Annotated in this window: 15 protein-coding genes; 7 read left to right on the top strand and 8 right to left on the bottom strand. The window is 58.7% G+C overall.

Going from position 1 to position 21,158, the window contains the following annotated elements; all coding sequences use genetic code 11:
- Positions 1–746: 746 nt before the first annotated feature.
- From ACUN0E_RS05480 to ACUN0E_RS05470, 3 genes are read right to left on the bottom strand one after another with little or no spacing between them, the layout of a single operon-like run.
- On the bottom strand, positions 747–1,469 hold the full coding sequence (locus ACUN0E_RS05480; RefSeq protein WP_445565888.1) for a hypothetical protein: 723 nt from the start codon (positions 1,467–1,469) through the stop codon (positions 747–749).
- Positions 1,466–3,847 carry a hypothetical protein gene (locus tag ACUN0E_RS05475; RefSeq protein ID WP_445565887.1) on the bottom strand — a complete coding sequence of 794 codons (2,382 nt, stop codon included), beginning with the start codon at positions 3,845–3,847 and terminating at the stop codon, positions 1,466–1,468. The genes ACUN0E_RS05480 and ACUN0E_RS05475 overlap by 4 nt, the downstream gene beginning before the upstream one ends.
- Positions 3,848–3,852: 5 nt before the next feature.
- Complete coding sequence (locus ACUN0E_RS05470) at positions 3,853–4,278, bottom strand: hypothetical protein (protein ID WP_408388418.1); 426 nt, start codon at positions 4,276–4,278, stop codon at positions 3,853–3,855.
- 274 nt (positions 4,279–4,552) lie between these two features.
- Between ACUN0E_RS05470 and ACUN0E_RS05465 the strand changes: the two genes are divergently transcribed.
- Complete coding sequence (locus ACUN0E_RS05465) at positions 4,553–5,032, top strand: immunity 8 family protein (RefSeq protein WP_445565886.1); 480 nt, start codon at positions 4,553–4,555, stop codon at positions 5,030–5,032.
- A 25-nt stretch (positions 5,033–5,057) separates the two neighbouring features.
- On the opposite strand, the gene ACUN0E_RS05460 is transcribed toward ACUN0E_RS05465, so the two are convergent.
- From ACUN0E_RS05460 to ACUN0E_RS05445, 4 genes are all read right to left on the bottom strand, one after another.
- Positions 5,058–5,348: a cupin domain-containing protein gene (locus ACUN0E_RS05460; RefSeq protein WP_445565885.1), complete on the bottom strand. Its 291-nt coding sequence runs from the start codon at positions 5,346–5,348 to the stop codon at positions 5,058–5,060.
- A gap of 41 nt (positions 5,349–5,389) precedes the next feature.
- Positions 5,390–5,785 (bottom strand): hypothetical protein, encoded by a 396-nt coding sequence (locus ACUN0E_RS05455; RefSeq protein WP_445565884.1) that lies wholly within the window; start codon positions 5,783–5,785, stop codon positions 5,390–5,392.
- A gap of 507 nt (positions 5,786–6,292) precedes the next feature.
- On the bottom strand, positions 6,293–8,446 hold the full coding sequence (locus tag ACUN0E_RS05450) for a phosphocholine-specific phospholipase C (protein WP_445565883.1): 2,154 nt from the start codon (positions 8,444–8,446) through the stop codon (positions 6,293–6,295).
- 63 nt (positions 8,447–8,509) lie between these two features.
- Positions 8,510–8,818, bottom strand: a complete 309-nt coding sequence (locus tag ACUN0E_RS05445) for a hypothetical protein (RefSeq protein ID WP_445565882.1) — start codon at positions 8,816–8,818, stop codon at positions 8,510–8,512.
- Positions 8,819–9,029: 211 nt separating this feature from the next.
- Here ACUN0E_RS05445 and ACUN0E_RS05440 point away from each other — a divergent pair, with 211 nt between their 5' ends.
- From ACUN0E_RS05440 to ACUN0E_RS05420, 5 genes are all read left to right on the top strand, one after another.
- Positions 9,030–11,129 (top strand): amylo-alpha-1,6-glucosidase, encoded by a 2,100-nt coding sequence (locus ACUN0E_RS05440; RefSeq protein WP_445565881.1) that lies wholly within the window; start codon positions 9,030–9,032, stop codon positions 11,127–11,129.
- A gap of 51 nt (positions 11,130–11,180) precedes the next feature.
- Positions 11,181–13,976 carry an MGH1-like glycoside hydrolase domain-containing protein gene (locus ACUN0E_RS05435; protein WP_445565880.1) on the top strand — a complete coding sequence of 932 codons (2,796 nt, stop codon included), beginning with the start codon at positions 11,181–11,183 and terminating at the stop codon, positions 13,974–13,976.
- Between the two features lie 166 nt (positions 13,977–14,142).
- Positions 14,143–15,744 carry a glucose-6-phosphate dehydrogenase gene (gene zwf, locus ACUN0E_RS05430; RefSeq protein ID WP_445565879.1) on the top strand — a complete coding sequence of 534 codons (1,602 nt, stop codon included), beginning with the start codon at positions 14,143–14,145 and terminating at the stop codon, positions 15,742–15,744.
- Positions 15,745–15,779: 35 nt separating this feature from the next.
- Entirely contained in the window at positions 15,780–16,580 is an 801-nt protein-coding gene (locus ACUN0E_RS05425; protein ID WP_408388405.1) for an ROK family protein, read from the top strand.
- A 142-nt stretch (positions 16,581–16,722) separates the two neighbouring features.
- A complete protein-coding gene (locus ACUN0E_RS05420; RefSeq protein ID WP_408337853.1) occupies positions 16,723–17,292 on the top strand; it encodes a YbhB/YbcL family Raf kinase inhibitor-like protein in 570 nt (189 codons plus the stop codon).
- Positions 17,293–17,376: 84 nt separating this feature from the next.
- On the opposite strand, the gene ACUN0E_RS05415 is transcribed toward ACUN0E_RS05420, so the two are convergent.
- A complete protein-coding gene (locus ACUN0E_RS05415; RefSeq protein ID WP_445565878.1) occupies positions 17,377–18,372 on the bottom strand; it encodes an aldo/keto reductase in 996 nt (331 codons plus the stop codon).
- 589 nt (positions 18,373–18,961) lie between these two features.
- On the opposite strand from ACUN0E_RS05415, the gene ACUN0E_RS05410 reads away from it, so the two are divergent.
- Positions 18,962–21,154: a TonB-dependent receptor gene (locus tag ACUN0E_RS05410; RefSeq protein ID WP_445565877.1), complete on the top strand. Its 2,193-nt coding sequence runs from the start codon at positions 18,962–18,964 to the stop codon at positions 21,152–21,154.
- Positions 21,155–21,158: the final 4 nt, after the last annotated feature.

Below are 21,158 nucleotides of genomic sequence, written 5' to 3'. Positions count from 1 at the left end.
GTATCGACAAACTCGACCGATTCAAGGATCGCCTTGATCTTCCACAACTGATTGCGTCTAGGCTTGGCAAGCCATACAACAGGCGTGTACCCACACAATGCGTGCGCGTTGTGTATCAGGCAAAAGTAAAAAAGCGTGCCCGGCGCTTCTCGTCGCCAGTTGTGTCATCTGTGGTGTACGCCTTTCCAATCCAATTTTGCCGTTTAGATGGATCGTCTGGAAGTGGGCTCGTTTATCAAAATGAATGAATTCGGGGCCATTCACTGGTCCGTAAGTTAGCCAGCGACCGTCGACATACTTTGCATTCAGCGCGATAGTTAATCGCTCTTCGGTAGCATCTGTACAGAGAAGACTAAAGCCGCCATTGAGCGCCGCCATTGGACCTGTTAGCGGGAGATAATATCCCCCACTTGAGGTGGTGGGGCGGCTGGGTACGCTACGTCTAGATGTCCGCCGAACATGTCAGCGATTTTGAACCGGCATGGGCCGACGGCGTGTTCTTTCGTAACAGGCGCGGTAGTGACTGCGCTGGTGGGTATTGCGACAACCGGCGCAACATTCTGAGCGATTGATTCGCTGCACCACCACGATGTGAGAAAGATTATTATCCGCGCCGAGAAGTTATTTATTCTCAACTCAATTTCTCCTTGCGAGTCTCGAAACAATGGAAAAATCCACATCGCGCGAGCAGCTTGTGAAACGGCTGGCGAATTTTGGTGTATGTCCGACGCGGATGGGCTTCGCATTCATTCCTCGTTGAAGCGAATGGACCTAATCATTTGCATGAAGAAGTCAAAGCTCAGACCTTCTTCAAGATTCGTCGTTATTTTTTTCAGCAAACATCTACTACCCGATTCGGCGGACATCTTCCTGTTTCCAATGACCAGCGAAACGCATCGATACTCGGGCGATAAGAATTTGCACTGAGCCTTCACGCTACGACTTTTCCCATACACTTCTTCTGCGAGCCAGCCATGCCAATTGGCACCCGAAATTGGGGTGATCTCCGTTCGCAGAAGGTTGTTGCATTTATTCCCAAAGCCAGCGTTCTGCTGTAGGCGCCAACCGTTTTCAGTGGGTGCAAGCGTGGACGAATGGTGAGGACTCGTCTGATCTAGAAACGTATCAAGTCCGATTGGATAAATACTGATGTCGATAGATTTCATCGGTTCGTCAGGATAAGCACCGTACTCGTAGCTCATGCCTAGTGTTGTACTATTTGCCTTGTATGACGCTGGACAACCAGGGCGTATCTCCTGGTCGAAGAAATTCTTCAGCGCCGGATAGCGCAAATGCAGTCCGCAGCGCTGAATGTCATCTTCTTGTAGAGGCTTCATTACCCCGGAGACATCCATCGAAATAGGCGTCTGCGATGCGGGGGGCACGTCACGCGGCAGCGCCGGACGAATTAGACCAGCTAGCAACGCTCCTGCAAGGCACCAGTTAATTAATCTGCGATTTGATTTCACGTTAGGTCATCCACAGTCTGTCTCACCGGTCCATCAGGTATGTTTGGAACATCATCGAGGATAAAGTGCGCATAGCGAAAAAACTCCTTTCGCTCCGCAAGACCGGTACTACCGCCGTTCACAGGGGTAGATACTGCAGCGACATTCAGATCCGCAGCGCCCACATCGGCGCGGCGATTGATATTCATGCCGTTACGCAGTGCGCCCGTGTTGGACGATTGCATCACCTTGCTGACCCAAAAATACCCAGCCGAATCCGTAATCGAAACGGGATTTGTGGAGAGTAGTTGAGGCGAAGGATCTACAGTGAAATCGAAATGACGATAATTGCTGTATGCCTTGTAGGTGCCTCGGCCGGTAAGGTGGATCAACCCACGTCCACGAAATCTTGGACCATCGCCCGGCTGTGTATTTCCGAGTACCTGTGCCTTGTGAGCAATCTCCGCAGGACGTTGAGCGATATAAGTCGGACGGTCTCGGCCTTTCAGAAACCCCATGCCTTGCAGCCACGCGTGCTGGTGATCGAAATCGTCACCGGCTTCATGTGGCGTCAGCACCTCATACATTGTCCGAAGATAACGTGTATCCCCGTCCTCAACCGTCGCACGAAGAGCGCCTGTTTCCTTGAAGATTTGCGCGAGAAAATGGGCCTGCCGTTGCGCAGCGGAGAATCCGTACTTCATCCACATGCGATTCATAACAATGTAGATGTCTGGAGGCATCGCGCCGCCCGGTATGCCATATCCTTGCTTCCAGCGATTCTTGGCTACATTCCAGAGAATATCCCCTCCAGCGCCACTAGATGACCGCCGTGGCAGCGTCTGCGCCAACTCCCGAAGGCTGCGCCACCCACATTTCCTGAAATGCCGAATGAAGGCGGTCGGATGAAAGAACCAAAGCTTCCCGCCAGCAGGCAACCCGGTGTGGTCCCAGAACTGAAATGACTTCAGCAGGTTGAGAAATTTCGTGTATCCCGCGGCGTTGCCGTCGTAGAACTCGCCTGCGTCTTTCAACTTCCGGTAACGATCCTCGTTGTGCGTGCTGTCCCATTCGCTCGGCGCTTCACATACGAATCCACGTAACTGTTCACGCACGCCGTCCGTTGCCTTCACATAGCGGACCAGTGCATCTTCTTTCTGATACTCCTCGGCCAGCGCTGCTTCGTGCGGCGTCTCATGTTCCTTCGCGTCCTTCAGGATTTTCTTCAAGGTGTCGATATCGCACAGCCCGTCCGCATCGAATGGTCCGCTACCTTCGCTGATTTTCTTCCAGCCCTTGAAGAACGGAAAATCCGCATCAGACAACTTCAGCACGGCGCGATTGTTAACGTCGATGTAACCCTTCCTGCCCGTAGCAAAGGCAACCTGCGCCCAGGTAGCACGTGCCGCTTCCGGCAGCGTGGTCGGAGTACCAAGAATGCGCCCGAAGCGCAGCAGTTCATACCCGTCGCTCGGACAGGCCGCATACAACGCAGTTGCCCGTTTGTAGAGGTCGTATTCGTAGTTCGGTTCGCGGAGCGGCTGCTCAGTTAGCAATTCGAGCCGGCTACCGCCCGCATCTCGCCAGACCTTTGTGAACTTTTCCCCTTTGTGAAACCAGACCTCGACATACAGCGTGTCGGAATTCTGTCCCGCGTCCAGTTGCTCGAAGGGGATGCCGTGAAGCTTCTTATTCGCGTCCGTGCCCGGCGGCAGCGGCAGAAACTGCTGCTGTGGCGGAATGACGTAGTAACTGCTACCCCAGTAGTCCGTCGTGGTAGGTGTGACGACCTGTTCGTGGCCCAGTTGGGTAGCACCAAAATACGCGTCGAAATCCGGCTTCGTCATGAAGATTTCGAAGTGCAGGTGCAACTGGCCGTGGCATCGTCCGGTCAGGCCGAGGATATCCTTCCGATAGATCTTTCGGCCGCCGCCGGCCTGAGCTGAAGCGACAGCCGGCGGATGCATATTGGGTCCAGGTGACGCCGTTCGCAGGAACGACGGCAACACGTCCGTGTGAAAACCATGGTCGTTGTAACCGTCGAGTTCCAGCAAATGCATGTAGAGCGAATAGAACGTCAGCTTGCGCCCTTCGCCTGTATCAGTGGTGTGTTTGAGCAGCACAAAGCCGGCATTGCTGTCCGGCACTCCGCCGCCACCGTCGAAGGCATGCTGGCACACCCGATAGGCTACGACTTCGCCGTCTGCAATCGCGCGAACTTTCTCGTTCTGCAATCTCGGCGCCAGATGCATGCCGGGATGCCAGCGGCGATCGAACGCTATGGGATAAATACCGTGGGCCAATTCAAATTTGTCGACCGCATCCATCATCGGATCGATCGCGTCCGGATCGTTGGAGCTGATGCCAGCTTCGGGCAGGAAAGGAGGGCTGATAATCATCGTTATTAGCGTGTGAAGCTGTAAAAATCCGTTGCCTTGAAGTCGCTCTGCGGCAGAACCGGCATTGGAGCATTAAGACTTTGGAGACCCTCGGAATCTGAATGACGCCTCCTCTTGGTCTTCGAGAAGCGGATAATGCAGCCGGAGTACTTTCTCGGCGCAGCGTCCTCGTGGACGATCGAAAACACCGCGTCCTTGCTGAGGTCGTCTGATCTTGACAACCTGTCCGAGTGCGCAAGGATGATCGTGATCCGGTGCGGCTCGCCCATGCGCTCGGTTGCCTCTAATGACACAACCGACAGGTCCTTTGAGTTCGCCGTGCCCGCCACGTCGACGAAGTACGACTGCCGTCTGGTCATCGCCTTACTCTGATTTGCGTACATTCCGACTTGCCTCGGCAGCTCCGCCATCGTCTCATTTTCGGTTTTCATCGCAACCGACCGGACGAACGTGCGGTTCGCCTATATCGATTCAGTGCGTGTGTTTGGGGTCAGAAAGGTAAACATTTTTCGCAGTCCTGTGAACTACCTTCAATGCTTTTGTCGAATTTTGACAAAAACCATATTTTTCCTACACGCAAATCCACAGATCTCGTGATATCAATTGCGTCTTATCGTGATTGATGACGCGCATTGTGGAGAAGTATCTGCGCGATGTTGATACAGGAAAGCCAACTGCCCCTACTCAACGCATGAATAATTTTTTATGAAATTGGAAATCAAGAATATCTATTCTTCAGATTTTGACGCAGATATCGCCGAGTGTCGGCCCGAAGAGTTGGATAACTTTGGTCTGTGGTTTTGTATTTCAATAGGGCCAGCCGGCACGGAAGCGGCAGATAACTACCAGCTACTCGTATGTACGCCGACGTGGCTATCCGCGTATGTCGAACACGAGAAAGACTTCGCGGCGTGGGGTCGTCACATGCTTATTGTGTCCGAATTCAACGCAGACCGAATAGGAGCGAGCATCGAGCGACTCCTCAGTCGATGCTGCGGCGCTGATTGGCAGACTATTGCGTTGAAGTTCAGCCGCTTCGCCGCCTGGGAATTTGAAGACTATCAGGAACGAGCTATCACGCATGCTGAGGCTGTAAGTCCCCCGTCGCTGTGCTGCCGACTCAAGAAAATAGTTTTAAAGGGCGGCTGGTTAACGCAAAAGCGGAGCGGCCGAAAGCATGATTGACGACAAGGCGTTAGCCTCGGAAGGCCTACTTCCTTCCCACCAAATACGTCACACCGTTCGGCCCGCAGCGCTCTGAATGCGGTTTGTTTGCAGGCAAGTGGAAGACGTCGCCGACTTTATACGCTTGCTCGGATTCGCCTACGCGTATGTGCAACTCGCCTTCCAGAATCAACGCTTTCGCTTCGAATGAATGTTCATGCACATTCATCTCGATGTTCGCTTCCCGCGTCACAACGACGGCCTCAGGGAATCCGTCTTTCAGTGAATGCTTCGCGCTCCATGGCGTCTCCATCGGTAAGCGGTTGCGGAGATTCACTGTAACGCTATTCGTCAGTTCGTGCAGAGCGCAGCTGCGTGTCATGCCGGTGCTGTTACGCCAGCGTCGACCTTCCTGCGCGTTCTCGTGGCTGGCGCCACTGATTCACCCATCCCTTTCCTGCGGCGCATAGCATTCGATTCCGCTTCTTCCGCATCGGCCATCACGACCGACATCTTTCCTCGCTCGATGTTCGCCTCGGTTTCGTACTGATGCGCCGTCCGTTCCAACAACTCCGCAAGCAACATCTGATCGCGGCGATCGCAATGGTTCATCGCAATACCTTTGCGCAGCGTCCTCGCTAGCGCGGCCAGCGATGAAAGCCGTTCCACATACGTACGGGTTGCTTCCAGCACCTCTCCTGCCAGGCGCTTGTATTCAGCGGGCTTTACCGACAGGCGCGGGTTCATTAATGAAGTTTCAGCGGGTTTGCTCATGGCGCGATTTCCGGTTGATTCTCGAAATCGCCCGGCACTCGCTGCAAACGGGTGGGCGGGCACGTAGCGAGGTTGAGAGACCGGTGTCCCAGCAGACCGGCGAGTCTTGCGACTCCCTCGCCACCCCCGCCCATTGAATAATGACGCGGTAAGGCAATCGCACGCACCCGTGCAGCAGGTAGTGCGATTGGGACAGGCGGGCTCTCAAACCCGATCGTCTTTGTTTTGACGACCGTTAGATTATAAGTGCGCCATTCTCTTAAAATTAACTTTGCTAAGCTAACTATCAAGCTTTGGCCATTCGGCCTAAGACTGTTCTAATTTCTCTTCGCCGCGATAGCGACACGCGACTGAGCTTCAATCAAGCGCTTCGTTAGCGTGTTCCCCAATCGAAGCCCAGCCCCCGTCAGGATTCACTTATGCTGCGCAACAGCCTCGCAACTGAGCTTCGGTCAAGCACCCAAAAAAGCGGCCGCCCAACCGAAGCCGATTCCCAATCACCCGTCTTTAATTCACCACCAAAACCGGCGCCACAGCCGCCGGATCACTAATACTCGGCCGTCCATTCTCAACGTGTCCAGCCAAACGACGCGAGAAGCTGGCGTCATCATTACTCGTCACCGTCAAGTCATACCAGTGATGGCTCGACGCCAGCACCCAGGCCTCTTCGATATGCGACTCCGCCGGCACCAGCACCGGACGCGTCCGCGTACCATACGCGTTATCCGTCACCGTCAACCGCGCCACACCACCGCCCTTGTTGCTGAACTTCAAAAACACATTCCCGTTAGCAACATCGTATTGCACCTTGATCTCCGGCAGCGCGGGCGTATCGTGACCATGCCAACCCGCAGCCTGCGTCGTCTGCGCACTCGCCGGTTGCGTATTCCCCGCAAACTTACGCACGAAACCATTCGGCCCAAACACTTCGAACGCATACACGCCGTTCGTCGACGTCAGATCGAACGTCTCACGAAGTGACTTACCCGCCTCGACGGTATAACGCCACGGACCATCCGTGCGATTCGTCGAGTACACGTAGAAATGCGCACCCTGATCGCCGCTGTTGGCAAGCACGATCTCGAATGTGTTCTTCTTCACATCCGCGTGACCGTTCACATGAAGCTCATACGGCAACGCGCGCGCAAAACGAATACCGCTTTCCTGCGGATCGATCGCGCCCGGTATTGCGGGCACAGTCGGTTTCGGCTGCGTCGCGCACTGGTTGTCGGCGATGCTCTTGTAGTTGCTCGTGTCCGGCAGCGGTGGCACCTTCGAATCCGGTGTGCGAAAATCGAACGCCGCGGTCAGGTCGCCGCACACCGCGCGTCTCCATTGCGTAATGTTCGGCTCAACCACGCCAAAGCGCGTTTCGATAAAGCGAATCACCGACGTGTGATCGAACACTTGTGAGCACACGAAACCGCCCTTGGTCCACGGCGACACGACGGTCATCGGCACGCGCGGGCCGAGGCCATACGGCAAGCCGTCAGCGGTGTAGCTGCCGCCGCGCGCCGGATTGACCACGTTGTGGATTTCGCCGTCGGTGCTGACCGTCGACTGGCCTTGCGCCGGCGTTGTCGCTGGTTGCGGCGGCACGAGGTGATCGAAGAAGCCGTCGTTCTCGTCGTACATGATGAACAGTACGGTCTTGCTCCACACTTCAGGATTCGACGTCAACGCATCGAGAATCTGCGACGTGTATTCCGCGCCGTATGCGGGCGTATAGCTCGGGTGCTCGGAGTACGCAGCCGGCGGGCACAACCACGACACTTGCGGCAACTTGTTGGCCAGCACGTCGGCCTTCAGGTCGTCGATAGTGCGCACGGTTTGCGCGCGCTCGTACAACGGCGAACCCGGTTGCGCGTTGATGAAGTTCGTGAAGTTCTGCAGGACATTGGTGCCGTAGTTGCCGTTCAACGGATCGGCGCCGGTCAAGCCTTGCTGATACACCTGCCACGAAATGCCCGCAGCTTGCAGACGCTCCGGGTACGTGGTCCACGAGAGCAACTGATAATTCGGCGGACCGTCGCTGTCGACGAAATCGTTGTTGTCGAGCAGCGGGCCGCCCAGCGTGCCGCTCGGATCGACCATGCCGGTCATCAGATACGAACGGTTCGGGTGCGTCGGTCCCGGCAGCGAGCAGAAGTAGGCGTCGCAGATGGTGAATGCATCGGCCAGCGCGTAGTGGAACGGGATGTCGCTGCGCAGGTGATAGCCCATCGTCATGTCGGTCTTGTTCGCGGGCCACTGGTCGTAGCGGCCGCCGTCGATCGCGGCATGAGTCTTGTACCAGGTATGGTCAAGATCGCCGACGCATTGCGCGCTGGTCGTCGCCGTGTTCAGATGGAACGGCAGCACCGGCTGGGTCGGGTCCTCCTTCGACGGTTGATACCACACCGGCTTGCCGCCCGGCAGCGGAATCGGGAAGCGGTCGTTATAGCCACGCACGCCGCGCAGATGGCCGAAGTAGTGGTCGAACGAACGGTTCTCCTGCATGAACACGACGATGTGCTCGACATCGTTGATCGTGCCGGTGCGCGAAAACGCGGGCACGGCAAGCGCATTGCGAATGGACTCGGGCAGTGCGGTCAGCGCGGCAGCAGCGCCGGCGGATGAAGCCACTGTCTGCAGGAAACGGCGACGGCTATTTGATGTCATCGAATATCACCTTCTGCGGGTGGGGAAAGAATAGCGCGCCTCGCGCGCGCCGGTGGAATCAAGTTAGTTGCTATTGGCGTTGTCGCCCGGTGCGTAATGCATCACGGGCGCGACTTGCTGGTTGTCGGCGGCGAGGCTGGTTTGCATGTTTTGTGCGATCGCGTCGGACGCTGCGGCAGGGCCGGCTGCGAGTGACGTTGATGCGTTAAGCATGTCGGGCGCGGGTTTGATGGCCGGGTTTTGCGAGGTATCGTTATTGGCCGCGCTCGGCGATGGGGATATTGACGCGGAGTCGTCCGCGCCACAGCCGCTTAGCGTGAAAGTTGCGAGTGCAACAAAAACGAGGGTAGCCAGGCGTGTATCTCTTCTCATGTCCGCATCCAGTTTCGTGATGGCGGATGCAGTCTCCAGTCCTTTCAAGAAATAATTGTGAAACGTTTGCGAGTGTTTAAACTTGCGTCGCAATGTCAGTTATTCGAAAGGAAATGGAAAGCAATAAGCAGGAGAATGGTCATGTCAGTGCCATACGGTTGAAGCCCAGGCACACCGAAAGATTTGCGGCTTTGCATACTGCGGTAAGTTCATGACACGCATCGAAAGACCTTTCGACATCACGCGTCTCGAAGACGAATGGCTCGAAGCAGACGGATTTGGCGGTTTCGCATCGGGAACCGTCGGCACGCTGCGCACGCGTCGCTATCACGCGTTGCTGCTCACCGCCACGCGCGCGCCTGGCGGGCGTGTAGTGCTCGTCAACGGCATCGAAGCCTGGCTCGAGGCGGACGGCAAGCGTTATCCATTGAGCATGCAGCAGTACATGCCGGACGTGATCTATCCGGATCTGACAGCGAGTCTTCTCGAGTTCACCACGGAGCCGTGGCCGACGTGGCGCCTCCAGCTCGATGCGCAGAAGGTACTGACGGCCGATGTGTTCGTGAGCAAGGCGACGCGCGAAACGGTTCTTCGTTGGCGGCTGGAAGATTCAGAAGCGGCATCTGGCGCGGGCGCGTTCATCCTGAAGGTGAGGCCCTTGCTTTCCGGTCGCGACTATCACGCGCTGCACCACGAAAACCCCGCGTTCAACTTCAACGCGCAGACAAGCGGCGACCAGGCCTGTGTGAGCTGGCAGCCCTATGGCGACTTGCCGATCATCAATGCGGCGACCAATGGCGTCTACACGCACGCACCTGATTGGTATCGGAACTTCTGCTACGTTCGCGAGCGCGAGCGTGGCCTCGATTTCAGCGAAGACCTCGCCACGCCCGGTGTGTTCAGCTTCAATCTCGCCGATGGCGAAGCGGTGATGATCCTCAGTGCGTCGATCGGATCCTCAGCGTCGGCGTCGGCGAGGGACCCGGCCGGAACGAAGACAGCCTCCTATGCAGCGGACTCAGTTGGCACCGCCGCCCTTGCAACGAAACCGGCAGGTGTGAACGTCGCAGCGGCTCGGGCAATGGACTCGGCAAGCGCAAACCCCATCGTCGCCCACGCAACCGAACTCGCGCGCATCGAACAACAACGTCGCAGCGCACTCGGCTCGCGCCTGCAACGTTCCGCCGATGCCTACGTCGCAGTACGTAACGAAGGCCGCACGATTCTCGCCGGCTTTCCATGGTTCACCGACTGGGGCCGCGATACGTTCATCGCCATGCGCGGCTTGCTGATCGCAACGGGCCGCCTCGCCGAAGCCGAAGCGATTCTGCTTGAATGGTCGGGTACGTTATCCGAAGGCATGCTGCCGAATCGTTTCCCCGACTATGGCGACACGCCGGAATACAACTCCGTCGATGCATCGTTATGGTTCGTCATCGCCGTCCACGACTATCTGGCGACGAACCACGCGAAGGCCGACACCCGAACACGCTTGCAGCAGGCAGTCGAAACCATCCTCACGGGCTACACGAACGGCACGCGCTTCAACATCAAGGCATCCACCGACGATGGCCTCCTGAGCGCCGGTACCCCCGGCGTGCAACTTACGTGGATGGATGCAAAGGTCGGCGACTGGGTGGTCACGCCGCGCATCGGCAAGCCTGTGGAAGTGCAGGCGCTCTGGATCAACGCTTTGCGCATTGCAGCAACGTGGAATCCGCAGTGGCAACCGCCTGCGGAACGCGCGTTGCAAGCGTTTCATGACCGCTTTACCGATCCATCGACGCAAGCGCTTGCCGACAACGTCGACGTGGATTTCGTCAAAGGTAAAGTGGACCGCTCGATCCGCCCGAATCAGATCTTCGCCGTAGGCGGACTGCCGTTTTCGCTACTCGAAGGCGCGGCGGCGCGCGCGGTGGTCGATCAGGTCGAAGCGCAGTTGCTCACGCCACTCGGCCTCCGAACGCTCGCCCCGTCTGATCCGGCTTACCGCGGGCACTACGGCGGTCCGCCGCTGGAGCGCGATGGCGCCTATCATCAAGGGACGGTCTGGCCGTGGCTGCTAGGACCGTTTGTCGAAGCATGGCTACGGGTTCACGGCGCCGAAGCGGATGCCCGTGCACAAGCCAAAACGCGCTTCCTCGACCCTCTGTACGCGCATCTCGATCACGCTGGCCTCGACCATCTTTCCGAGATCGCCGATGGCGACGCGCCGCACACGCCCGCCGGCACGCCGTTTCAGGCGTGGTCGCTGGGGGAGTTGCTACGCATTGAACACCTGCTTGCCCGGTTGGAGTCCGTCGCCGCTTAAACCGCGCTACGATGTGAGTCCCGCCGTCAGGCCCGACGCAAGGACGTAGTCATGCCACCGCTGCGCGCTGCCAATCTGCTCGCCACGATTGAAGGTTCACGCCTGCACTCCGCCGATTGTGCCCATTGGCAGCGCTGGGGGCCGTATCTCAGCGAGCGTCAGTGGGGTACGGTGCGCGAGGATTACAGCCCGGACGGCACGGCCTGGGACAACTTTCCGCACGACCATGCGCGCAGCCGCGCCTACCGCTGGGGCGAAGACGGCATTGCCGGTTTCGGCGACGACAAACTCAACTGGTGCGTGTCGCTCGCGCTGTGGAACCGCAAAGACGCGATCCTGAAGGAGCGCCTGTTCGGCCTCACCAACGCGCAGGGCAATCATGGCGAGGACGTGAAGGAGTTGTACTTCTACGTCGACGGTACACCTACCCATTCGTACATGCGGATGCTCTACAAGTACCCGCATGCTGCCTTTCCCTACGACGACCTGGTGCAGGAAAACGCGCGCCGTGGCGGCGACATGCCCGAGTACGAGATCCTCGACACCGGCGTATTCGACGATTTGCGTTACTTCGACGTGCAGGTCGAATACGCGAAACATGCGCCCGATGACATCCTGATGCGCGTGACTATCGAGAATCGCGCGGATCAGGCGGCCTCGCTCGATGTGTTGCCGCAGATCTGGGCGCGCAATTCGTGGTCGTGGAAGGAGAACAAGGACAAGCCGTCGCTCGTCGCCAGCAAAGACCACAACGGTGAAGCCCAGGTGGTCGGGCGGCAGCATGGCCACGAGCCGATCGTCGTGACAGCGTGGTCGAAAGACGCGCCGCAGATGGCGTGGCTATTTTGCGAAAACGACACCAACGTCAAGCGCCTGTTCAACATGGACGGCACCGGGCCGTTCAAGGACGGCTTTAACGATTACCTCGTACACGGCGAGGAACAGGCGGTACGCCGCGACGCCGGCACCAAGGCGGCCGCGCACGCTTCGATAGAACTCGGCCCGCAGGGCCGCGCTGTGCTGTACATGCGCTGGCGTCCACAGTCGAGCCCCGATGACGCGCAACTCGACGCCGATGCGGTGTTCGCTCACCGTATTGCCGAGGCCGATGAATTCTATGGCGCGCTGCAACACGAGATCGTGGATCCCGACGCACGCCTGGTACAGCGCCAGGCGCTCGCCGGCATGCTGTGGTCCAAGCAGTATTACCAGTACGACGTGCAGCGCTGGCTCGAAGGCGATCCACTGCAACCCAAGCCGCCTGAGTCCCGCAAACGCGGCCGCAATTCGGAGTGGCGGCATCTGTGCAACGCGGACATCGTGTCGATGCCCGACAAGTGGGAATACCCGTGGTACGCGTCGTGGGACCTGGCGTTTCACGCGACTGCATTCGCGCTGATCGACCCAACGTTTGCCAAACGTCAATTGCTGCTCTTGGTGAAGGACCGCTATCAGCATCCCAACGGCCAACTGCCGGCCTATGAATGGGCGCTTGGCGACGCGAACCCGCCTGTGCATGCCTGGGCCGCGTGGCGCGTCTATGAAATCGACCGTGCGCTCACCGGCAAAGCGGATCGTGATTTTCTGGAACTCGTCTTCCACAAGCTGTTGCTGAATTTCACGTGGTGGGTGAACCGCAAGGATGCCGACGGCCGCAACGTTTTTCAGGGTGGCTTTCTCGGGCTGGACAACGTCGGCATCTTCGACCGCTCGTCGCCGCTGCCGACCGGCGGTCATATCGATCAGGCCGACGGTACCGCATGGATGGCCGCGTACGCGCTCGACCTGATGCGGATCGCGCTCGAACTCGCGTATGCGAACCACGTGTTCGTGGATATCGGCGTGAAGTTTTTCGAGCACTTCCTGTATATCGCCGAGGCGGTGAGTTGCGACGACGATTGCGATACCGGTCTGTGGGACACGGAAGACGAGTTCTTCTACGACAAACTGCGCCTGCCCGACGGCAGCAATATTCCGATGCGCCTGCGCTCGATCGTCGGCCTGATTCCGCTGTTCGCCGTGCACGTTCTCGAAGAACGGTTGCATGGTAGCTTGCCCGGTTTGCGCGAGCGGCTCGTCTGGTTCCTCGAACATCGCCCCGATCTGGCGAAGCTGGTGTCGCGCTGGAATGAGCCCGGCAAGGGCAATGCGCTCCTGCTCTCGCTGTTGCGTGGGCATCGCATGAAAGCGTTGCTGCGCCGTGCGCTCGACGAAAGCGAATTTCTCTCCGATCACGGCGTGCGGGCGTTGTCGCGATTCCATCGCGACAATCCGTTCGTGTTCAACCACAACGATACCAGCGTTACCGTCAAGTATTTGCCGGCCGAATCCGACACGCGCGTGTTCGGCGGCAATTCGAACTGGCGCGGTCCGGTGTGGATGCCGGTGAACTATCTGCTGATCGAATCGTTGTACGAATTTCATCGCTATTACGGCGACGATTTCCGCGTCGAATATCCGACCGGCTCAGGGCAGAAGTTGTCGCTCAGCGAAATCGGCGACGACCTGGCGCGCCGGGCAACCACCCTGTTCCTGAAGGACAAAAACGGCGAACGTCCGGTGATGGGTGCGTATCCGCTATTGCAGGCCGACCCGCGTTCGCGCGATCTCGTGCTGTTTCATGAGTATTTTCATGGCGACAACGGGCGTGGCGTGGGCGCGTCGCATCAAACCGGCTGGACCGGGCTGGTGGCGTTGCTCCTGCAACCGAGGGCGATGGCCGCGTCCGGTAATGTGCCGCTGGCAGGCGAGCCGGACCGGGCGCCTATGCCTGCGTCGACTTCCGCGCCCGCGCCCGCATGCCCGCCCGAGTCCACGCCCGAACCCGCACCGGCGGTGACCAAGTAGCGAGCGGTGACCAGGTCGCGAGTAGCGACCCAACCGCGCGAGGTTACATAAACCCTACGGCGCGCGGGGCGGCCAGGTTTAGTGCTTGTTTTTGAACTGTGTGGGTTCAAGCGTGGTCTTTCATGTACCGCCACGTCCGTTCCATTGGCTTCCTTAAGCGAATCCCATGTCGACTACTCCGAACACCCCAACTTCCACCACCCGCGAACCCAGTTGCAAAGTCAGCGCGAGCCCGCATGATGCGCCGCCGTCGCCGGCCGGCAAGCGGCCTGCGCCGCCGTGCACACTGGTGATCTTCGGTGCGGGTGGCGACCTGACTAAACGGTTGCTGATGCCGGCGCTCTACAACCTTGCCGTGGATGGCCTGCTCGACGGCGGCATGAAGATCGTCGGCGTGAATCACGGCGAGCGCGAGACGAGCGAATGGCGTGACGACTTGCACAAGTCGCTGCAACAGTTCGCCGCCGACAAAGCCAGCACCTTCCACGCCGGCAAGCTCGACGACAAAGCGTGGGACTGGGTCGCACAGCGGCTCGAATATATGGCCGGCGAGTTCGAAACCGACGACACCTTCACGAAGCTCAAGCAAAAGCTCGATCAATCGCCGGGCGGCAACGTCATTTTTTATCTGGCGGTCAGCTCGCATTTTTTCAAACCGATCGTCGAGCATCTCGGCAAGGCGGGTTTGCTGAAAGAAGGCGAGGGCGGCAGCGGCGGCTTTCGCCGCATCGTGATCGAGAAGCCGTTCGGCACCGATCTCGCGTCGGCGCGCGATCTGAACGCGCACATTCTGTCGTACGCGGACGAGTCGCAGGTGTATCGCATCGATCACTTCCTCGGTAAGGACACCGTGCAGAGCATTCTTGCAGTGCGTTTTGCGAATGCCTTGTTCGAACCGATCTGGCGGCGCGAATATATCGATAGCGTGCAGATCACCGCGGCCGAAACAATCGGCGTGGAAGGGCGCGGCAAATTCTACGAGCAGACCGGCGCGTTCCGCGACATGCTGCCGAACCACCTGTTCCAGTTGCTCGGCATGGTCGCAATGGAGCCGCCCAATTCGTTCGATGCCGAAGCGGTGCGTGACAAAAAGGCTGAAATCTTCGACGCGATCCAGCCGCTGACTGCCGACGACGTCGTCTTCGGTCAATACGAAAAGGGTCCGACGGGCGTCGGTTATCGCGAGGAACCGGACGTCGCGCCAGGCAGCACGACCGAAACCTACGCCGCTGCACGCGTATATGTCGAGAACTGGCGTTGGGCGGGTGTGCCGTTCTATCTGCGCACCGGTAAGCGGCTCGCTGCACGCCGCACGGAAATCTCGGTGCAACTGAAGCCGGTGCCGTTCCGTCTGTTTCGCGATACGCCCGTCGACGCGCTGACGCCGAATGTGCTGACCTTGCGTATCGATCCCGCGCATGGCACGAGTTTCGACTTCAATGTAAAAACCCCGGGGCCGGTGATGCAGATCGGCGCGGTGCAATCGTCGTTCGACTATGCGGACTTCTTCGCGGAACAGGCCAACGTTGGCTACGAGACTTTGCTGTACGACTGCATGCTCGGCGACGAGACACTGTTCCAGCGGGCCGACAGCATTGAAACGAGCTGGGCCGCGGTAGACGACGTGCTGCACCCGAAGACCGGCGGCGCGATGCCGGTACGCGGCTACGCCGCCGGCAGCGAAGGCCCTGCGGAAGCGGATGCGCTGCTCGCGCGCAACGGCCACGCGTGGCGGCCTTTGCAAAAGAATGCCATCGAAAAGAAGTAACTCCATGAGATGCACCAACACAATCGGGGGACACCGTGGCCACACGTAAGACGAAAGTAAAAAGCAGTACCGAGCGGATTCTGGCGATCGATGTCGGCGGCACTGGCTTGAAAGCCGCGATCATCGATGCAGACGGGCAGATGAAAACCGAGCGTTTGCGCGTGGCGACGCCGCATCCGTGCACACCGGATCAACTGGTGGATGCATTGGTGAAACTGGTCGAGCCACTTGTCGAAAAGGAGCCGCCCACGCTGATGTCGATTGGTTTTCCTGGCGTGGTGCGCAACAACCGCATTCTGACGGCGCCGCACTTTGGCGTTGAAGGCTGGCACGACATTCCGCTAGCGGATTCACTGGCGCAGCGCCTCGGCGGTCTGCCGGTGCGAATGATCAACGACGCGGAGATGCAGGGCTTTGCCGCAATCGAAGGTCATGGGATCGAGCTCGTGCTGACGCTCGGCACGGGCGCGGGCACGGCGCTGTTCCGCGATGGCGAGTTGATGCCTCATCTCGAGCTTGCGCATCATCCGGTCAGCAAGAAGGGCGTGGCGTACGACGAGTACATTGGCGACGCGGCACGCGACAAGGCAGGAAACAAGCGCTGGAATCGCCGGGTCCAGAAAGTGATCGAGATTCTTGATTCGCTGGTGAACTACGACAAGCTATGGATTGGCGGTGGCAACGCGGCGCGGCTGACGATCAAGTTACCCGCGAACGTCGCGACGGTATCGAACGATGCAGGGATCGAAGGCGGCGCACGCCTGTGGCATCCGAAGTCTTTGCGTGAGACGCGGCAGTTGCCGGAAGCCAATAAGCGGACCGGCCCGTTCAAGTGATAGGGGATTGGCTGACGGATTCGTTGCGCGTCGGCGGAATAAAGCACTCGGTCAATACGTTTGGCATCAATGGTCGTGGCGCGCCTTTGCTGCGCTACGGCCCTTTTCAGGTTGGCTAACTTATACCCGGGGGCGACCTACGATGATTCGAAGCGAAAACACTGGCGTTGCACGACGCCTGTTATTTTCCGGCTTGTGTGCTGTGCTGATTTTTTCTGCGACCGCTGCCCGCGCGGCGGATGCATTCGCGCTGTCGTCGCCGGGATTGGCCGACGGCGGCACGCTGGATTCGAGCCACGCGGCGAGCGCGAATAATTGTGGTGGCGGGAATGTGTCGCCCGCTCTGCAATGGCGAAATACGCCTGCCGGCACGAAGAGTTATGCGATTACTATTTTCGATCCGGACGGCGCCAAGGGATTGGGAATCGTGCACTGGGTGCTATATGGCGTCGCGCCTTCGGCCACCGGGCTGGGTGCCGGTGCCGCGCCGCCAGCCGGTAGCGTGGCGGGAACGAACCGGACTGGCGGCCCCGGATATTACGGGCCGTGTCCACCGGTCGGCGAGGTTCCGCATCATTATGTCGCGCAGGTTTATGCGCTTGATTTATTGCCCGACGCATTGCCGGCAGGACTGACACGGGACGCGTTGCTGGCAGCGATGAAGGATCATGTGCTGGCTGCCACCAGTACGGTGCTTCGATATGGGCGGTGATTTTTCTGCCTTTGTGGCGGCGGCCGGGTAACCGCAGCCGCCGTCAAAGGCAGCACTCGAAGGCGGCACTCGAAGTGCAGCACATTATCTGGCCGCGTCACCCCATCGATATTCAAAACTCACTTCATCAAGCTGCGCCTTGACTTGCGCATCGAGCACAAGCTCTGAAGCCGCGAGCGTATCGCTCAACTGCTCTGCGCGACTGGCGCCGATAATCGCCGACGTAATCAGCGGATTAGCCAACACCCACGCAAGAGAAACCCGAGTCAAAGACTCGCCGGTCGGCGCAGCGATCGCCTTCAATTTCTCGATCGTTTCGAATTCGCGCTTATGCCAGTACCGCTCCTGGTACATCGCTCCCGCCTTCCCGACGACATCGGTAAACCGCCCGGACGCCGGCGCGGCATCCATCCGATGCTTACCCGTCAGCAAGCCACCTGCCAGCGGGTTATAAGGCATCACGGCCAATTGCTCTTCGGCCGCCAAGGGCAACAATTCTCTCTCGATCTGCCTGAACAACAAGTTGTAGCGCGGCTGCACGGATACAAACCGCGACACGCGCAAAACGTCAGCGCGACCCAACGCCCGCGCCAGCCGATAGGCGAGGAAATTCGACACGCCGATATACCGTGCCTTCCCGGATCGTACGATCGCGTCCAGCGCCTCTAGCGTCTCATCGAGCGGGGTATTCGCATCGTCGGAATGGAGTTGGTACAGGTCCACGTAATCCGTGCCGAGCCGCCGTAGCGATGCATCGACCGCATCCAGTAGATGCTTGCGCGAGGCGCCTTGATCCCATGCTGCCGGCCCCATCTTGCCCACCGCCTTGGTTGCCAGAATGAAGCGGTCGCGTTTGCCCTTCAGCCACCGTCCGACGATCTCCTCTGTGCGGCCAGCAATGCTCTCGCCGCCACCGAGCGGATAAACATTGGCGGTATCGATGAAATTCACGCCGGCGTCCGCCGCCGTATCGAGAATGCGATGCGAAACGTCTTCTTCAGTCTGCAGGCCGAAGGTCATTGTCCCAAGACACAGGCGCGAAACGGTCAGGCCGGTGCGGCCGAATTTGCGGTATTGCATGGTCAACTCCGAAGATGGACGGAACAGTTGCGGTATGCGGTGTTGCAAAAAGGATAAACGGTGTGGCGATTTCGTGTTCGGTCGCGGGCGCATTCAGGTTTGACAAATCGTCAGGATTTAGAAAGTTTGTCGTGCTGTTCAATTTATCGGTGCGAGTGGAAACACCCTTGCCGCCGGGGCGCATTATCTGGGGCGTGGCGTCGGCTCCATCATCAATTGGCAGAAGTTGACGCGCTTATCCCTGATGTACGCCCGCTGACATATTCATCTAACGAATAGCCGAAATCGTCTTGCAGCGGGCAACTTAACATTACAAACGCGTAATGAATAACTCACGATGGGGCATTGAAAATTACATATTCCATACGTTAGTAAAAAACGGAAATAATCCGATTACGTCCGGTAAGGTTTAGCGCGATTGATGCGTCTTTATGCGTGTGGAATGATAGCGATTCTCATTTAACCACCAGCCAGCCATCCCGTCGTCTTCGCTCCGAGCAGGAGACAGGCAGCCAGCCAATTGCGACTTTGTCATTGATCCCATGTCGAGCATGCGGAACTGGCAAGCGCACTTCCGACGGGATTTCCCATGTTCAATCACACGCCGCTTGCGACTGCGTTAGCGTTAGCTTTTGCCGTTCCATTCGCCACGCCCGCCGTAGCGCAGACCGCTCCGCAAACCGCGTCGCAGCCGTCGGCTCAAAACGCGGCGCCGAGCGCAGCAACCGATAACGCGACCCTGCCGACCATCGGCGTCGCGGGGCAAGCCGAACAACAGGATTTCCAGGCAGAACGATCGAGCGTCGGCGCGAAGACGCCCACGGCGCTGCGCGACATTCCGCAGACCGTCACCGTCATCAACAAATCCGTGCTGGCCTCGCAAGGCGCCACGTCGTTCCAGGACGCGTTGCGCAATGCGCCGGGTGTGACGATCGGCGCGGCCGAAGGCGGTCAGATCGGCAACAACATCAACCTGCGCGGCTTTACCGCACAGAACGACATCTATCTGGACGGCTTCCGCGATCGCAACCAGTACTATCGCGATACCTTCGACCTCGAGGAACTCGAAGTGCTGTACGGCCCGTCGTCGATGTTGTTCGGCCGTGGCTCGACCGGCGGCGTGATCAACCAGGTGAGCAAGAAAGCGAACCTGAAAGATTCAGCGGAAGTCACGACCATGGTGGGTACCGACGACCGCTATCGCACCACGGTCGACGTGAATCACAAGCTGACGGATACCGCGGCCATTCGCTTGAACGCATTTGGCCAAAGTCTGGGTTCGACGCGCGATGTGATGAAGAACAAGGACTACGGCATCGCACCGGAAGTGCGCTTCGGCATCGGCACGCCGACCGAAGTGACGATCTCCGCGCTGATCCAGCACAACTACGACATGCCCGACTACGGCGTGCAGGCGTTGAACGGGCATCCTTCGCCCGTGCCCAAGAACACCTTTTACGGTCTGACCACCGACCGCACGATCCAGGACGTGCAAACCTTCACCGCTGCGATCAAGCACAAGTTCTCCGACAGTCTCACGCTGAGCAACCAGACGCAGTTTTCGCATTCACTGACCGACGCGCGCGAAACCGCGCCGCAGTCCGTGTTGACGGGCCCGCTCGCCGGTAGCACAGCGCTCACTAACGGCAATTACACGACGCTGTCGCCGTCGCAACTGTTCATCAAGTTGCAGAGCCACGACCGTGTGATCGAAAACCATTCGCTGTACAACGACACGATGCTCGAATACAAGTTCGACACCGGCCCGGTCAAGCATGACCTGATCGCCGGCATCGAACTCGGCCACGACAGTTACTCGAACCAGGCGTACACGCGCAACAATTTGCCGGTTGTTTCGATGGTGAATCCGGCGTATCTGTCGTCGCCCGCGGGTGTGACCACGACAGTCGGCAACTATGCCGATTCCGGGTCGAATGAAATCGCGGCCTACCTCAACGACACCGTATCGCTCGGTCAACACTGGAAGGTGATCGGCGGTTTGCGTTGGGACCGCTTCCAGGCGCAGATCCACAACTCGATCACCCTGCCGAATTACGCGAGTCAAACCAACTTCTTTACCAGTGTGCGCGCCGGCGTGATTTACCAGCCGACCGACTGGCAGTCGTACTACGTGTCGTATGGCACCTCGTTCGATCCTTCGCTTGAAGCGTTGACGGTGACCAACCTGACGCAGAACCTCGCACCGGAGTCGACCCGGTCGTATGAAGTAGGCGGCAAGTGGGACCTGTTGGGCGGCAATATTTCGGTAAACTCCGCGTTCTTCCGCGAGGAGATGACCAACGCCCGCACGCAAGTTTCGCCGACCGAATATGAACTCGACGGCGACGTGCGCGTCGATGGTTTCCAGGCCGGTGTCACCGGACACATCACCGACAAGTGGCAGGTGTTCGGCGGCTATACGTATATGGACGCCGTCATCCTGAAGGCGCTCGACGGAACCCAAGGGCACGTGCCGGCCAACACGCCGCGCAACACGCTGACGCTCTGGACCACCTACGCGATCACACCGCACTGGGAAATTGGCGGCGGCCCGACCTATATGTCGCCGCGCTACGCGTCGAATACGAACTACGTGCAGGTGCCGGGCTACACCCGCTGGGACGCGACTGCCGCGTATCACGCGAAGCAATACGACGTCCGTCTGAATCTGCTGAACCTCACCAACAAGCAGTATTACGACGCGCTGATTCCCTCGGATGGTGGCCGTTCAGTGCCGGGCATTGGACGCACGCTGCTGGCGACACTCGACTACCGCTTCTGAAGTT

Source organism: Paraburkholderia sp. D1E (assembly GCF_052682275.1).
The sequence above is the reverse complement of the archived record's forward strand: the minus strand, read 5'-3'. Positions and strand labels throughout refer to the sequence as shown.

What these genes read in the sequence shown, in the direction of transcription:
- ACUN0E_RS05475 (WP_445565887.1), bottom strand. Translation starts at nt 3,847, where the DNA reads ATGATTATCAGCCCTCCTTTCCTGCCCGAAGCTGGCATCAGCTCCAAC.
- ACUN0E_RS05470 (WP_408388418.1), bottom strand. Translation starts at nt 4,278, where the DNA reads ATGAAAACCGAAAATGAGACGATGGCGGAGCTGCCGAGGCAAGTCGGA.
- ACUN0E_RS05465 (WP_445565886.1), top strand. Translation starts at nt 4,553, where the DNA reads ATGAAATTGGAAATCAAGAATATCTATTCTTCAGATTTTGACGCAGAT.
- ACUN0E_RS05455 (WP_445565884.1), bottom strand. Translation starts at nt 5,785, where the DNA reads ATGAGCAAACCCGCTGAAACTTCATTAATGAACCCGCGCCTGTCGGTA.
- ACUN0E_RS05450 (WP_445565883.1), bottom strand. Translation starts at nt 8,446, where the DNA reads ATGACATCAAATAGCCGTCGCCGTTTCCTGCAGACAGTGGCTTCATCC.
- ACUN0E_RS05445 (WP_445565882.1), bottom strand. Translation starts at nt 8,818, where the DNA reads ATGAGAAGAGATACACGCCTGGCTACCCTCGTTTTTGTTGCACTCGCA.
- ACUN0E_RS05440 (WP_445565881.1), top strand. Translation starts at nt 9,030, where the DNA reads ATGACACGCATCGAAAGACCTTTCGACATCACGCGTCTCGAAGACGAA.
- ACUN0E_RS05435 (WP_445565880.1), top strand. Translation starts at nt 11,181, where the DNA reads ATGCCACCGCTGCGCGCTGCCAATCTGCTCGCCACGATTGAAGGTTCA.
- zwf (WP_445565879.1), top strand. Translation starts at nt 14,143, where the DNA reads ATGTCGACTACTCCGAACACCCCAACTTCCACCACCCGCGAACCCAGT.
- ACUN0E_RS05420 (WP_408337853.1), top strand. Translation starts at nt 16,723, where the DNA reads ATGATTCGAAGCGAAAACACTGGCGTTGCACGACGCCTGTTATTTTCC.
- ACUN0E_RS05415 (WP_445565878.1), bottom strand. Translation starts at nt 18,372, where the DNA reads ATGCAATACCGCAAATTCGGCCGCACCGGCCTGACCGTTTCGCGCCTG.
- ACUN0E_RS05410 (WP_445565877.1), top strand. Translation starts at nt 18,962, where the DNA reads ATGTTCAATCACACGCCGCTTGCGACTGCGTTAGCGTTAGCTTTTGCC.